Here is a 14,903-nt window from a genome sequence, read left to right as displayed (position 1 = left end):
GCAGGGAGCGCCGCCCGAGCTTACAGGGACGTACTTGCAGCGTCCCGGCGTTCTTTTCGCCTGCGGCCGAACCCACCACCAGAGCAGAAAGCCACGCCCTAAGACAGCAACACCACAGCCAACAGTAATAAGGCTCTCTTATCACCCTAAAGCGAAACCCTCTTACACCCGGGCAAAAGCCACAAGATACAGTGTTCCCATCACGGTTTTTCCGTTAGCGGATACCACGTTGAGGAAATGGAATGGATCCAGCACGTCAGTTACAGACCCCGCAAATCAGCTGGCTTGGCACCCACGCGGTGCTGTTCGAAGCCCCCGGTGAACTCAGCCTGGAAAACCAGCAGCGCATCTGGGCGCTGGCGGACTACGCGCAGGAGCTCAACGCCATCCGTGGCGTCGTGCCGGGCATGAATAATCTGATGCTGGTGTTCGGCCCGCAGCTGCGCGAAGGCGCATCGCTGTTCGAACAATTGCAGCGCCAGTGGCAGCGCGGCGAGAGCAAAACCTTCTCCGGCCGCGTCATCGAACTGGACGTCACCTACGGCGGTGAGCCCGGCCCGCATATCTGCGATGTGGCCGAACACACCGGCATGACCATTCAGGAGATCGTCCAGCGCCACAGCGAACCGCTTTATCCGGTTTACGCCCTCGGCAGCCATCCCGGCTACTGCTACCTCGGCAATATGGACCCGGCGATCGCCACCCCGCGCCGCAGCACGCCGGTGCAGAGCATTCCCGGTGGATCGGTATCAATAGGCGGCGTGCAAACCGGCGTCTCGGCTTCGCCAGGCCCCAGCGGCTGGAACACCATCGGCCGCACTGATTTCGTCTTCTTTGATGCCCACGCCGAACCCCCGGTGCGGCTGCAACCCGGCGACAGCATTCGCTTTCGGGTAAGCCGGGTGCTGGCATGATCGTTATCGAACGTACCACCGCGCTGACCAGCGTGCAGGACAACGGCCGCTTCGGCGCGCTGCACTACGGCGTCGGCACCGCCGGTGCGATGGATCCGCTGGCGCTGCGCCTTGGCAACGCGCTGCTCGGCAATCAGCCGGACGACGCGGCCATCGAAGTGCCGCTGTTCCCGTTCCGTCTGCGCTTCACCCGCGACTGCGCCTTTGCCCTCAGCGGTGGCGACAGCAGCGCCACGCTGGGAGAGCGGCGCATCCCGGCCTGGTGGGTGGCGCAGGCGCGCGCCGGTGACGTGCTGACCCTGCACGCCTCGCGCTTCTCCGCACGCAGCTACCTGCACCTGCCGGGCGGCGTGGACGTGCCGACTGTACTTGGCTCGCGCAGTACCCAGCTGCGCGGCGAGTTTGGTGGTTTTCATGGCCGTGGCCTGCAGCAGGGTGACTGCCTCAGCCCGTGCCTGACGGACTGGCAGGGTGCTACCGACTTCGGTATCGCACCGCCACGGCTGGCGCTGAGCGATAACCCGACCGGTATTCCGCAGGTGCGGGTGCTGCCCGCCGCCGAATACCGCGCCTTTACCGATGCCTCAGTAGCGCGATTCTGGCAGCAGCAGTGGCGCGTCACGCCGCAGAGCAACCGCTATGGCTACCGGCTGGAAGGCGAGGGCCTGGTGGCGAAAACCCCGCTGGAGATGCGTTCTCACGGCATCATCCCCGGGGTTATCCAGGTGACCCACAGCGGTCAGCCGATTATTCAGATGCGCGATGCCCAGCCCAGCGGCGGCTATCCGAAACTCGGCACGGTGATCGACGCCGATATGTGGCTGCTCGGCCAGGTGCCGGTGGGCAGCAGCGTGCAGTTTGTGGAAGTGAACTGGCAGCAGGCGGAGGGCGCCGGGCGCGAGCGTCAGCAGTGGCTTGATGCCCTGTGCCAGCGTATTGAAGACTACCGGCTGTGCCCACAGCAGGCCTGAGGAGGCAGGATGTTAGCATTTCGTGAAATTCAGGCGATTGCCCGCCGGCTGCGCCGCAGCGGGCTGGAGAGCATCGAGATCAAAGGTGCAGATTATGCCGTGCGGATGACCTGTGAACCGGGTGGCGCACCGGCATTACCCGCCGATGCCGTGGCCGCGCCGGAACCACAGGCACCGCCAGCACCGCCAGAACCGCTGGCGCTTACGGCATCGATGCCCGGCCATATCTGGCTGCAGGACCCGCTCACCGGCAAGGCGCTGGCGGAGGAGCAGGGGACGGTGGCGGCGGGCGATCTGCTGGCGCTGCTACAGGTCGGGCCGATCTGTCTGCCGTTACGGGCTCAAACCGGCGGCAGGCTGGCGGGTTATACGGTCAGTCATGGACAGCGGGTGGAGTACGGCCAGCCGGTGGCACAGGTCATCACAGAGGAGACAGCAAATGAGAGCCATTGATCTTAACGCCGATCTCGGCGAAGGCTTTGGTGACTGGCGCATGGGCGATGACGCCGGACTGATGGCACTGATCAGCTCTGCCAACGTCGCCTGCGGGTTTCACGCCGGGGATGCGGCGATCATGGCGGCCAGCGTGGCGCTGGCCAGACGCCACGGCGTCGATCTCGGGGCGCACGTTGGCTTCCCCGACCTGGCCGGTTTTGGCCGCCGCCGCATGCAGATTGATACCGCCACCCTGGCGCATTACGTCACTTATCAGCTGGGAGCGCTGGCCGCCTTTGCCCGCGTAGAGGACTACCCGCTCAGCCATATGAGCTTTCACGGCGCGCTGGGCAATATGGCCGCCGAGGACGATGCTCTGGCGCGACCGCTGCTGGCGGCGGTGCAGGCGTTCGATCCTGACATCATTATCAGCACCACCGCCGGTAACGCCGTTGAACGCTGCGCCCGCGAGCTGGGGCTGCGGGTGGCCTGTACCTTCCTGGCGGACCGCGCCTATCAGGCAAACGGGCTGCTGGTACCGCGCGGCGAGCCAGGGGCGGTGATCCACGATCCGTTGCTGGTCAGCCAGCGCGTGCTGACGCTGTTGCAGACCGGCAGCATCAACGCTATTGACGGCACGCTGCTGGCGATGGACATCTCGTCGGTTTTACTGCATGGCGATACCCCGGGTGCGCTGCAACTGATCGCACAACTGCGCCAGGATATTGCGAATGCGGGCGGGGAAATCATCCCGATATCGAAACATTCCTATGAATAAACAGTGGCATAGCTTATTACTATAGCCGCTATAAGGCAGCCTTATTGCCCTAAAGCCTTTCCCTCTTACCCCTCACCGCGATGAGCGGATAGAGTCAAAACAGAGCAAAAAGAACATCAGGAGAAGTCTATGCCGTTTGCAGATTATAAAACCGCGCTGGTTACCGGTGCTTCAGCCGGAATGGGTGAAGCGATCGTTGAGCGTTTGTGCCAGGAAGGGATCGTCGTTCATGCCGTGGCGCGTCGCCACAACGAACTGGAGCAGCTGGCCGCGCGTACCGGCTGTATTCCGCACGCCATCGACGTCTCTGACGTGGCGGCGCTGACCGCACTGTGTCAGGACCTTGAGATCGACATTCTGGTCAACAATGCCGGCGTCTCGCACCCGGGCTCAATCCTGCAGTCCGAAGCGCAGCATATTGAGACTCAGGTCGACGTTAACCTGCGTGCGGTGCTGCACCTGTGCCGCCTGCTGGTGCCGGGCATGGTAGAACGCGATCGCGGCCACGTCATCAACATCACCTCGATTGCCGCGATTTACAACTTCGGTGGCAACTCGATCTACCACGCCACCAAGGCCGGGGTGCATGCGCTGTCGCGCCAGCTGCGCGTCGACTGTTACGGCAAGCGCGTGCGCATTACCGAAGTATGCCCGGGCCGCGTTGCTACCGACATTTTCGGCAACGTCAGCGGCGATAAAGAGGGCGCGCGTAAGCAGTATATCGACGGCTTCGAGCTGCCGACGGCCAAAGACATTGCCGATACCGTGGCCTTCGCCATCGCGGCACCGGTAGCGGTGAACATTGGCAATATCGAGATTACCCCGACGCTTCAGGTGCCGGGCGGGCTGTCCACCATGCGTCCCGGTGATGCACCGCGCTAACGCGTAACTGACTGAGGGCCTTGCTGATGAACGGTTCACTCGATTTTAGCGTCATTCTGCACGGCCAGTACGGGCATATGATCCTTGACGGCATGTGGCTGACGCTGCAGCTGGCGGTGGGTGCCTGGCTGCTGGCGATGGTGCTGGCGATGGTGCTGGTGGTGATCCGCCTGACCAGAGTGCGGCCGCTGGAGTGGCTGGTGGCGGCCTGGGTCTCTTACCACCGCAACGTGCCGACCCTGATCCAGCTGATGATGTGGTATTTCGCCATCCCCACGCTGCTGCCGGAGTCGGTGCAGATGTGGCTGAACGACTTCAACGCCGAGTTCCTGTTCTCGCTGGTGGCGCTGGGCATGTGCCAGTCGGCCTACTTCTCGGAGGATATCCGCAGCGGCCTGCGCGCCACGCCGGACGGGCAGAGCGAGGCGGCACGCGCGCTGGGCATGAGCTACGTGCAGTCAATGCGGCTGATTATTCTGCCGCAGGGGGTGCGCAACGCGCTGCCGGCGCTGATTAACCACACCGTGCTGCTGTTTAAAAATACCAGCCTGGCGATGGTGATAGGCGTTGCCGACCTGACCTACGTGACCCGGGAAATCGAGAACTACACCTTCCGCACCTTCGAAGCGTATCTGGTCTCGACGTTCTGTTACCTGGTCTTCTCCCTGCTGCTGATGGCCGCAGGCGCGCTGCTGGCGCAGCGTTTCCACCGTGTCACTGCGAGGTAGGCTGAATGAGTGAAATGCTGACGATTTTACAGCAGAACGGCATGCTGTTCCTGATGGGGCAGTACCCCAACGGCCCGCTGGGCGGAGTGCTCTGTACGCTGCTGGTGTCGCTGTCGGCGATTGTGCTGGCGCTGCCGGTGGGCGTGCTGCTCGGTATGGCCCGTATCTCGCCGTTCCGTATTCTGCGCTGGCCGGCCACCGCCTGGGTTTACGTGCTGCGCGGCGTGCCGCTGCTGATGGTGGTGTTCTGGACCTACTTCTGCGTGCCGCTGGTGCTGGGGCACACGCTGAGCGGCTTCGGCACCATGCTCTGCACGCTGGTGGTGTATGAGAGCGCCTATATTGCCGAAATCGTGCGTGCCGGTATTCAGGCGCTGCCGAAAGGGCAGTACGAAGCCTCCCGTGCGCTGGGCATGAGCTACACCCGCACCTTCCGGCAGGTGATCCTGCCGCAGGCGCTGTTCAATATGCTGCCAAGCCTGGTCAGCCAGCTGGTCTCCATCATCAAGGACAGTACCCTCGGCTACGTGATCAACGTGCCGGAGCTGACCTATGCCGCCAACCAGGTCAACAACCAGCTGCTGACCAAGCCGTTTCAGGTGTTCGCCATTGTCGCCATCAGTTACTACATCATCTGCTTCAGCCTGACCTGGTTCGCCGGCTGGCTGGAACGTCGCATCAATGCCAGGCGCAACCGGGATGAGCAGGCCGCCGTGCCGCAGCGCAGTGTCTCACTGGCAACCAAATCCGCTATCGAGGAGTAACGCATGAATCCGATTATTCGCTTTAACCAGGTGAACAAATGGTACGGTGCCTATCACGCGCTTGCCGATCTCAATGCGGAAGTGAACAGCGGCGAGGTGGTGGTGGTGTGCGGGCCGTCCGGTTCCGGCAAATCGACGCTGATCCGCACCGTTAACCGGCTGGAGCCGATCCAGGAAGGGCAGATCGTCTTTGACGGCCAGGACATTCACGGCAGCAGCACCCAGCAGAACCAGTTGCGATCGCGCATCGGTTTTGTGTTTCAGAGCTTTAATCTGTTCCCGCACCTGTCGGTGCTGGACAACATCATGATCTCGCCAGTCAAAGTGCTGGGCGTGCGCAAAGCCGAGGCGAAGCAGCAGGCGCTGGCGCTGCTGGATCGCGTCGGGCTGGCGCACAAGGCTAACGCCTGGCCGGCGCAGCTCTCCGGCGGCCAGCAGCAGCGCGTGGCGATTGCCCGCGCGCTGGCGATGAAACCGCCGGTGATGCTGTTCGACGAGCCGACCTCGGCGCTTGACCCGGAGATGGTCGGCGAAGTGCTGAGCGTGATGCGCAGCCTGGCGAACGAAGGTATGACCATGATGTGCGTCACCCATGAGATGAATTTTGCCCGTGAAGTCGCCGACACCATCTGGTTTATGGATGAAGGCAAAATACTGGAGAAAGCCCAGCCGCAGAGCTTCTTCACCCAGCCGCAGCACCCGCGTGCGCAGCGTTTCCTCACTGACCTGCGTCAGCATTAAAATAATAACCGGAGCCTGAAAACGATGAGAAAACCTTTTCCGCTGTCACTGGCACTCTGTTTGCCATTACTGCTGAGCACCAGTCTCTCCGCCCGTGCGGACACCTTAAGCGACATCACCAGCCGTGGATCGCTGAACTGTGGCGTTTACAGCGACACGCCGCCGTTCTCCTCACCGGATCCGAAAACCCGCGAACTGGCGGGCATGGATGTTGACCTCTGCCACGCGCTGGCAAAGCAGCTGGGCGTAAAAGCTAACCTGATGCCGGTGTCGGTTGAGGCGCGCATCGCCATTCTGACCACCGGACGTGCTGACGTACTGATCGCCAACCTCGCTTACACCAAAAGCCGCGCGCGGCAGATCGCCTACAGCGACCCGTACTATATCGCCAAAGAGGTGCTGGTCGTTAAGGAGGCCAACGCGGCGAAAACCCCGGCAGATTTCAAAGACAAACGCCTTAGCTCGACGAAAGGCTCCACCTCAGAGCAGGCAATCCGCCTGGCCGGTGCCCGCCCGGTGACCTTCCAGGACACCGCCTCCGCCTACCTGGCGCTGCAGCAGAATAAGTCGCTGGGCTTTGTCACCAACGGGATGACCGCGCTGCAGATGGTTAACCGCGCCGGTGCCGACGGCGTGAAGCTGGCGATTATCAAAGAGCCGATGGCGCTGGAGCCGGTGGCGGTGGGGATGAAAAAGGATGACGACGCGCTGCTGAAAAAGGTCAACGAAAGTCTGGCGACGATGGAGAAGGACGGTGAGATCGACGCCATCTGGCAGCGCTGGCTGGGGCCGCAAACCGAATACAAAATGGTGCGCGAAGAGAAGGTGCAGCCGCTCAGCGGGCTGAAGTTTGAAGCGCTGGAATAATACCGCCGATCGCCGGGCGTGTGGGGGGATCCCACACGTCCTTACCGCACGCCAGCTCCCCCCGTAATCAGCAGGCCTCCCGGCATCCATACTTCAGCTTTAACCGAACAGGCCCCGCATCCCTTATTTCAACGTTTGCCGAATGTGTCTCGCATCCCTTACGACTGACTTTCGCCGGATAGAGATGAAACGTTCTTCACAGGCCAAATGGCCGGTTTGCAGCCAGTGCAGAAGCGTTGCGTGGGGGCTCGCAAAGGTGCGCTACAGGCCTGGAATGAGGATTTTCACACGCGGAAAGCAGGTGTAGATTCGGTCAGGAAAGGAGTAACCTCCGTTATCCGGGCCGTTCGGCGGGCATTATCTGATGCCAGGCTGTCAACTTTTGAACGTGCAGTGGTGACGAAAAGTGTGGATGACCCCGCCCCGCTGGGCTTATATACCTGGAACGCGGTCATTTCGGGCGCGCTACTGGCACCTTTACAGGTATGTGAAGTGGTGATTCGTAATGCGGTTTCAGATGCACTTGAGAGCATTTATGGTTCAGAGTGGCCGTGGAATCGCTCTTTTGAAGGAAGCCTGCCTCATGGCAGAAAGAGCGATCTGCTGGAAGCAAGGAGGGTGGCAGAAGGCACGGATACCGTCATCCCTAAGAAAAGATGAGAACCAGATCCCATTCTGATCTCTCCAGACTTGCCAGGCCGTGTTAACGCTGACGATAATCGCGGCGCAACGGCAGTACAGGTTGCCGCACGTTTTTATTACGGCATGTCACTGGTAATGCAGGCAAGACCAAAATAAAAATGCTCACCCTTATTTTTTGGGGGGCATTTCTATTTTGGTCTTTTTTTTTGGTTTTTTTCAGGGGTGAAGTATGAATTATAAACAGCTCGGCCACGACATTATCGCACTGTGCGGCGGTAAGGCGAATATTATCAGGTTAACGCACTGCGCCACGCGCCTGCGTCTTGAATTCAGCGACCGCAGTCAGGTACAGGACAAAGCGATAGAGCAGCTGCCTGGGGTGATCGGGGTGGTGGAGAGCGGCGGCCAGTTTCAGATTGTGATCGGCAACCAGGTACAGCAAACCTACCGCACCATGCTGGATGCCGGCAGCGGCACAGCCGGCGTGAAGCCGGTGGCCAGCGCCAGCAAAGGCGGGGTGTTCAGCCAGATTATCAGCGTGATCTCCACCACCTTTACCCCGGTGATCCCGGCGATTACCGGGGCCGGGATGATCAAAGCGCTGCTGGCGATCCTCAAACTGAGCGGGCTGATTACCGCCGCCAGTACCACCTATCAGCTGCTGGATACCATTGCCGATGCCGCGTTTTTCTTCCTGCCGGTACTGCTGGCTTACGGCGCGGCGATCAAATTCGCCTGCAACCCAATCCTGGCGATGACCATAGCCGGGGCACTGCTGCACCCGAACCTGGCGCAGATGCTGGCGAAGGGCGGTGAGATTACCTTTATCGGTATCGACGTACGGCTGGCCGATTATGCCGGTTCGGTACTGCCGATCATCTTCACCGTGTGGATTATGTCGTGGGTGGAACGGTTCGCCGAGCGGGTGTCGCCGTCGATGATCACCTTCTTTACCAAACCGATGATCGTGCTGCTGGTTACCGCACCGCTGGCGCTGGTGGCAATCGGGCCGTTTGGCATTCTGCTTAACGACCTGGTGGCCACCGGCGCGGCGGCGATCGATGGCCGTGCCAGCTGGCTGATTCCGATGCTGATGGGCGGGCTGCAGCCGTTCCTGGTGATCACCGGCACGGCGTGGGCGATGACGCCGATTGCCACTATGCAGCTGAGCCGCCAGGGCTTTGAAACCATCAACGGTCCGGGGATGCTGGCGTCAAACATTGCCCAGGGTGCCGCTACCCTGTGCGTGGCGCTGAAAACCAAAAACAAAGATCTGAAGCAGCTGGCGTCGTCCGCCGGTTTTACCGCGCTGCTGGGGATCACCGAGCCTTCGCTGTACGGGGTGACGCTGAAGCTGAAACGACCGCTGATTGCCGCAATGATCGGCGGCGGCTGCGCCGGGATTTACGCCGGACTGAGCGGCGTAGTGCGTTACGCCTTTGTCTCACCGGGGCTGGCGGCGCTGCCGGCCTTTATCGGGGAAAATCCGATGAACATCGTCCACGCGCTGATCACCTGTCTGATTGCCATCGTGGTCACATTTGCGCTGACCTGGGTGCTCGGTTTTGACGATCCGCAGCCGGTTGCGGATGCACCACAACAGGATGCCGCAGAGACTGCGCGTCAGGGCGAAGCTACCCGCGCAGCGCAGGCTGCTGGCGTGACCGCTGCTCAGGCCGCGGGCGTTAATGGCTTAGCCAGCCAACCCGTGAATGCCAGCGTGATGGGCACTGTTCAGGCCCGGGCAACTTGTGCTTCAGTGCAGTCGTTGCCGGACAGCGGTGAGGTCGCCACGTTAGCAACTGCGTCCTGTAGTAGTGCGGTTCAGACACCGCAGGCCAATGCCCTGCGCAGCGAAACCCTGCTCAGCCCGCTCAGCGGACGGGTGCTGCCGCTGTCGGCGGTGCCGGATGACGTGTTCTCCCTTGGTCTGCTCGGCCAGGGCGTGGCGATCGAACCGGATCGCGGCGTGCTGGTCTCGCCGGTGGCGGGTGAGGTGATGACCTTCCTGCCGTCAAAACACGCGGTGGGCATCAAATCCGACGGCGGGGCGGAAGTGCTGATCCATATCGGCATCGATACCGTTAATCTTAACGGTGAACACTTTACCTCGTCACTGCAGGTGGGCGATCGGGTCAGCGTCGGTGAGGTGCTGGTCACCTTCGATATCGCGGCGATCGCGGCGGCTGGCTATCCGCTGATAACGCCGGTGCTGGTGGTTAACAGTGAAGATTATCAGTCCGTCACTGCCGTCACTGCCGTCACCGCCAGCGGTCAGGTGGAGACCGGTGCAGCGCTGCTGGCGCTGAGCGCCCGGTCAGGGGAGAAAACAGCATGATCTATCAACAACCGTCGCCGTTTCCGGCAGGCTTTTTATGGGGCGCCTCCACTTCAGCGTATCAGGTGGAGGGGGCGTGGAATGAAGACGGCAAAAGCCCGTCGGTGATTGACATGTACCAGCATTCAGCCGACACCGCAGACTTTACCGTCGCCAGCGACCACTACCACCGCTGCATTGAGGATGTACGGCTGTTTGCCGAACTCGGACTGAAAGCCTACCGCTTCTCCATCGCCTGGACGCGGATCATTCCCGGCGGCACCGGCGAGGTGAACCCGGCCGGAGTGGCGTTTTACCGGCGTCTGGTCGACGAACTAAACCGCCACGGCATCGAGCCGATCGCCACGCTGTATCACTTTGATCTGCCCTGGTGCCTGCAGCAGCAGGGCGGCTGGGAGAACCGGGCAACCATCGACGCTTTTGTCGGCTATGCGCGCACGCTGTTCAGCCTGTTTGGCGACAGCGTACGCCACTGGCTGACCATCAACGAGCAGAATACGCTGATCCTGCACCCCGGCGCCGTCGGCCTGCCGCCGGGCGGGGTGCCACCGACGGCGAAATCGCTGTGGCAGCAGAACCACCATATGATGCTGGCGCAGGCGCAGGTAATGGCACTGTGCCACCGGATGCTGCCGGCGGCGAAGATCGGCCCGGCGATCAATACCACCTCAATGTACCCGGAGCACTGTAAGCCGGAAGATGCCATCGCCGCGCATAACTGGGAAACGTTGCGCGGCTGGAGCTTCCTCGACCTGGCGGTGCACGGGCGTTATAACATGCTGCACTGGCGCTACCTTACCGATCGCGGCCTTGCCCCGGACATGGCCGAGGGGGATGCGGCGATCCTGCTGCAGGGCAAGCCGGACTATGTCGCCATCAACTACTACTCGACGGCGACCATTGCCGCCAGCCGCGGCGATGCGTCAGACGTCAGCGCACGCGCCGGGGATCAGCAGATCATGCTGGGGGAGCCGGGGGTGTACCGCGCGGCGGAGAATCCGTTCGTCGGCAAAACCCGTTACGGCTGGGTGGTTGACCCGGTCGGGCTGCGCCTGACGCTGCGCAAGACGTACGAGCGTTATCATCTGCCGATCCTGATCGCGGAAAACGGCATCGGTGCGCCGGATGAACTGCAGGCTGACGGAACCATCGCCGATGATTACCGCATCGACTTTCTGCGCCAGCATATTCAGCAGGTGCAGCTGGCGCTGGCGGACGGCGTGCCGGTGATGGGCTACTGCCCGTGGTCAGCGATCGATGTGGTCAGCACCCATCAGGGGTACGGTAAGCGCTACGGCTTTATTTACGTTAACCGCGGCGAGCATGACCTGAAGGATCTGCGGCGCATCCGTAAGCAGAGTTTCGGCTGGTATCAGCGGGTGATTGCCAGCAACGGTCAGACCTTGTAAAACAGAGCCAGACAGATAATGGCCGGGTGGTGAAATGGAAAAAATGACGGTAGCCAAAGTGCTGAATAACAGTCTGGTGTTATCCAGCACGCCCGGCCATGACGAAGTTATTGTGATGGGTAAAGGCATCGGCTTTAACAGCAACGTCGGCGATACCCTGGACCCGGAGAAAATCGAGAAGATCTTCGTGGTGCAGGGCAGCCAGACCTCGCGGGACTACCTGCGGGTGATCGCCAACTCGCCGGAATACCTGCTGCCACTGGTGCAGGCGCTGATCGACGATGCCAGCACGCGGCTCAACGCCCGCTTCAGCGAGCAGCTGTTCTTTACCCTGGTGGACCATATCTGTTTTGCCATCGAGCGTTTCCAGAAGGGCATGGTGATCCAGAACCGTCTGCTGGCCGAGGTGAAACGTTTCTACCCGCGTGAGTTCAGCGTGGCGCAGCAGGCGGTCGCCGGCCTCAACCAGCAGCTGAATATCCGGCTGCCGGACGAGGAGGCGGGCAATATCGCCTTTCACCTGGTCAATGGCCAGACCGACGTGCAGAATATGGAATCGACCCTGCTGTCGGTGAAGATGCTGAAGGATATTTTCAATATCGTTAAGTATCACTTTAACGTGACGCTGGATGAGGATTCACTTAACTACCAGCGTTTCCTCACCCACCTGCAGTTCTTTATTCAGCGGATGATCGAGGGGCGGCAGATCGTCGCCAGAGAGGACTTTATCTTCGCCCAGGTCAGCCGCGAGTATCCGCGCCACTACCGCGCCAGCCAGCTGATCGCCGAATATGTTCATAACCTGCTCCAGGTAACGCTGACCAGCGACGAATTACTCTATCTGATGATCCACCTGGTGCGTATCGCCAGCCCGGATGAACCGTAGGCGGAGGAGGGGCAGGCGAAGCGCGCCTGTCACACTTGCCGCCTTTGCTTTAACTCGCGCCATCCTTTCCTGCACTGAGTCAGGTTGTGTACTTCCCGGCTGTCTTTGCTAACGATCCAAGGCTGAAAGCAACTGTCTGGCATCTGGCATCGTACATTTGTCCGTTCCCTTTGTCCTGTAACACTCTCCATCTGTCATCTGCCATCTGCCATCTGCCACCTGCCACCTGCCACCTGCCACCTGCCACCTGCCATAAAGCCTGCAGGCGCACCCTGCGCACCCTGCGCACTTTGCGGGCCGAGATAACCCCGCGTTCCTCCACGTTAAAAATTCGTGAATCGCGTCTCAAATCGGTGATTAATCCCTCAGCCGGGCTTGCCGTCGCAGAAGCACAGTGATATTAATGCACTTGTTCACAAATAATCGTGAAGTTGTAAAGTAATTCACAAACAACCTGATCAAGGACATGCCATGTCGGAACTGAAATTTGCCACCCGCCTTAACTCCTTTGCCTCCGGGGCCTGGCGCTACTGGCCGGAGCTGAAGGGCAAACCTACCGTGCTGCAGATGATTGAGCGTGCGGCCACCGCGAAGGGGCTGACCCACCTCGATTTAAACTATCCGCAGCACATCACTGACGATATCAACACCATGCGGCAGAAGATCGCGGACGTCGGGCTGGCAGTAAACGGCATGCAGATGCGCTGGGATGCGCCAGAATTTAAAATCGGTGCCTACACCAACCCGGACCCGAAAGTGCGCCGCCAGGCGATCGAGCTGACCAAGCGCGGCATCGACGCCGGTCGCGAGTTCGGTGCCAGCATTATGACCCTGTGGATGGGGCAGGATGGTTTCGACTACTGCTTCCAGGCGGATTACAAGAAGATCTGGGAAGACGCGGTCAGCGCCGTGCGTGAAGTGGCGGAATATGCCGGCGATATGGACGTCAGCATCGAGTACAAGCCCAACGAGCCGCGTGCTTTTGCCATCTTCCCCAACGTCACCACCTGCCTGCTGGCGGTGGAAGAAGCCGGTTGCCCGAACCTCGGTGTAACCCTCGATTTTGCCCACGTGCTGTTTGCCAATGAGGTGCCGGCCTTTGCGGCGGCGATGGTGGCACGCCGTTCGCGCCTGCTCGGGCTGGATCTGAATGACGGCTGGGGAAAACGTGACGACGGCCTGATGGTCGGTGCCGTTAACCCGCGCGCCACGCTGGAATTCCTCTGGCAGATGAAGCGTGACGGCTACAAGGGCGCCTACTACTTCGATACCTTCCCGGACGCCAGCGGCCTCGACCCGGTGCGCGAAGCCGAAACCAACATCGCCACGGTGACCCGTTTACTGAAACTGTGCGATCGGCTGGATAATAATACCGAATTGCATGATGCAATCAGCCGTCAGGACGCGGTGACCTCCCAGCAGATTATTAACGACATCATGCTGGCACGATAGTTTTTCTCTGGACAATCCATCTAACAACAATATCAGGATCGATCATGAAAAGAACCTTACTCTCTGTACTCGCCGTTACCCTGCTGAGCACCACCGCGTATGCCGCCGATCTGCCACCGTTGCAGTCTGACACCGAAGCGGATCGTACCGACTGGACGCAGCTGACGGAAAAATATGGCCCGTTACCGGCTCCGGCGAAAACGCTGAAAATTGGTGGCGTATCAAAAACCCTGACCAACGAATACTGGCGATCGCTGGGCGATGGCTACAAGGCCAGCGGCGCGAAATATGGTTTCACCGTTGAGTACCAGGCGGCGGCGAATGAAGACGATCAGCTGGGCCAGCTGTCGATTGCGGAAACGCTGATCTCGCAGGGCTTTAACGGCCTGCTGGTGTCACCGCAGACCGACGCCAACCTGCAGCCGGCCTATGAAGTGGCCAAAAGCAAAGGCATTCCGGTAGTCAACGTTAACGATGCGGTGATGCCGAACGCGTCACACTACGTCGGCAACGTGCAGAAGGATAACGGCGTGCGCGTGGCGCAGTGGTTTATCCAGCACTATCCGCAGGGCGGCAAGGTGGCGATCGTTGAGGGGCAGCCGGGCGTCTATGCCGCCGGGCAGCGCACCAAAGGCTTCCGCGAAACCATCAGTAAAAACGGCAAGTTCACCGTCGTCGCCAGCGTGCCGGCCAACTGGAGCCGCGAGAATGCCTATAACGCCGCCTCCACCATTCTGCAGCAACACCCGGATCTGATCGGCTTCTATGCCAACAACGACGGCATGGCGCTGGGCGTGGTCGAAGCGGTGCGGGCACAGGATAAAAGCAAGCAGACCGCCGTATTTGGCACCGACGGCATCTCCGACGCCTATGCTTCCATCAAGCGCGGCGAGCTGACCGGCACCGTGGACAGCTTCCCGGTGCTGACCGGCGAAGTGGCGATGGAAGTGATGCTGCGTCTGATTAACGGCCAGAAAATCTCCCGCGTGGTCTCCACCCCGCAGGCGCTGATCACCAAAGACAACGCTGAGGCTTTCTCGACCAAAGACAACGCGAAGCTGCGTCAGCTGCTGGCACAGCAGCAGTAATGCGGGTG

General features: G+C 60.7%; 15 protein-coding genes. All 15 read left to right on the top strand.

Features of this window, described 5'->3' with window-relative positions; genetic code table 11:
- Positions 1-242 precede the first annotated feature (242 nt).
- The 15 genes from pxpB to NV64_RS09630 all read left to right on the top strand — a co-directional run bounded on the left by pxpB (position 243) and on the right by NV64_RS09630 (position 14,895).
- The gene (pxpB, locus tag NV64_RS09695) at positions 243-914 is read left to right on the top strand and encodes a 5-oxoprolinase subunit PxpB (RefSeq protein ID WP_101505821.1); all 672 of its coding nucleotides are present in this window, start codon (positions 243-245) and stop codon (positions 912-914) included.
- Positions 911-1,885 (top strand): biotin-dependent carboxyltransferase family protein, encoded by a 975-nt coding sequence (locus tag NV64_RS09690; RefSeq protein ID WP_101505820.1) that lies wholly within the window; start codon positions 911-913, stop codon positions 1,883-1,885. The genes pxpB and NV64_RS09690 overlap by 4 nt, the downstream gene beginning before the upstream one ends.
- Before the next feature lie 9 nt (positions 1,886-1,894).
- On the top strand, positions 1,895-2,338 hold the full coding sequence (locus tag NV64_RS09685) for a hypothetical protein (protein ID WP_101505819.1): 444 nt from the start codon (positions 1,895-1,897) through the stop codon (positions 2,336-2,338).
- Positions 2,325-3,098, top strand: a complete 774-nt coding sequence (locus NV64_RS09680; RefSeq protein ID WP_101505818.1) for a LamB/YcsF family protein — start codon at positions 2,325-2,327, stop codon at positions 3,096-3,098. The genes NV64_RS09685 and NV64_RS09680 overlap by 14 nt, the downstream gene beginning before the upstream one ends.
- Positions 3,099-3,227: 129 nt before the next feature.
- Entirely contained in the window at positions 3,228-3,980 is a 753-nt protein-coding gene (locus tag NV64_RS09675; protein ID WP_101505817.1) for an SDR family oxidoreductase, read from the top strand.
- Between the two features lie 26 nt (positions 3,981-4,006).
- A complete protein-coding gene (locus NV64_RS09670; RefSeq protein ID WP_101505816.1) occupies positions 4,007-4,708 on the top strand; it encodes an amino acid ABC transporter permease in 702 nt (233 codons plus the stop codon).
- Between the two features lie 5 nt (positions 4,709-4,713).
- On the top strand, positions 4,714-5,472 hold the full coding sequence (locus tag NV64_RS09665) for an amino acid ABC transporter permease (RefSeq protein WP_056236467.1): 759 nt from the start codon (positions 4,714-4,716) through the stop codon (positions 5,470-5,472).
- Positions 5,473-5,475: 3 nt separating this feature from the next.
- Complete coding sequence (locus NV64_RS09660; protein ID WP_056236466.1) at positions 5,476-6,213, top strand: amino acid ABC transporter ATP-binding protein; 738 nt, start codon at positions 5,476-5,478, stop codon at positions 6,211-6,213.
- A gap of 24 nt (positions 6,214-6,237) precedes the next feature.
- Complete coding sequence (locus NV64_RS09655) at positions 6,238-7,080, top strand: ABC transporter substrate-binding protein (RefSeq protein WP_056236464.1); 843 nt, start codon at positions 6,238-6,240, stop codon at positions 7,078-7,080.
- 240 nt (positions 7,081-7,320) lie between these two features.
- Positions 7,321-7,740, top strand: a complete 420-nt coding sequence (locus tag NV64_RS23140) for a hypothetical protein (RefSeq protein ID WP_146005470.1) — start codon at positions 7,321-7,323, stop codon at positions 7,738-7,740.
- A 211-nt stretch (positions 7,741-7,951) separates the two neighbouring features.
- Positions 7,952-10,060, top strand: a complete 2,109-nt coding sequence (locus NV64_RS09650) for a glucose PTS transporter subunit IIA (RefSeq protein WP_101505815.1) — start codon at positions 7,952-7,954, stop codon at positions 10,058-10,060.
- A complete protein-coding gene (locus NV64_RS09645) occupies positions 10,057-11,469 on the top strand; it encodes a glycoside hydrolase family 1 protein (RefSeq protein WP_101505814.1) in 1,413 nt (470 codons plus the stop codon). The genes NV64_RS09650 and NV64_RS09645 overlap by 4 nt, the downstream gene beginning before the upstream one ends.
- Positions 11,470-11,512: 43 nt before the next feature.
- Positions 11,513-12,355 carry a BglG family transcription antiterminator LicT gene (licT, locus tag NV64_RS09640; protein ID WP_056237152.1) on the top strand — a complete coding sequence of 281 codons (843 nt, stop codon included), beginning with the start codon at positions 11,513-11,515 and terminating at the stop codon, positions 12,353-12,355.
- A gap of 471 nt (positions 12,356-12,826) precedes the next feature.
- A complete protein-coding gene (locus tag NV64_RS09635) occupies positions 12,827-13,807 on the top strand; it encodes a TIM barrel protein (RefSeq protein ID WP_056236459.1) in 981 nt (326 codons plus the stop codon).
- 44 nt (positions 13,808-13,851) lie between these two features.
- On the top strand, positions 13,852-14,895 hold the full coding sequence (locus NV64_RS09630) for a substrate-binding domain-containing protein (protein ID WP_101505813.1): 1,044 nt from the start codon (positions 13,852-13,854) through the stop codon (positions 14,893-14,895).
- Positions 14,896-14,903: the final 8 nt, after the last annotated feature.

Origin of the sequence: Erwinia sp. B116 (genome assembly GCF_002865965.1) — a bacterium.
In the GTDB taxonomy this organism is placed as follows: Bacteria; Pseudomonadota; Gammaproteobacteria; order Enterobacterales; family Enterobacteriaceae; genus Erwinia.
This window is presented reverse-complemented; position numbering and strand designations above follow the sequence as displayed.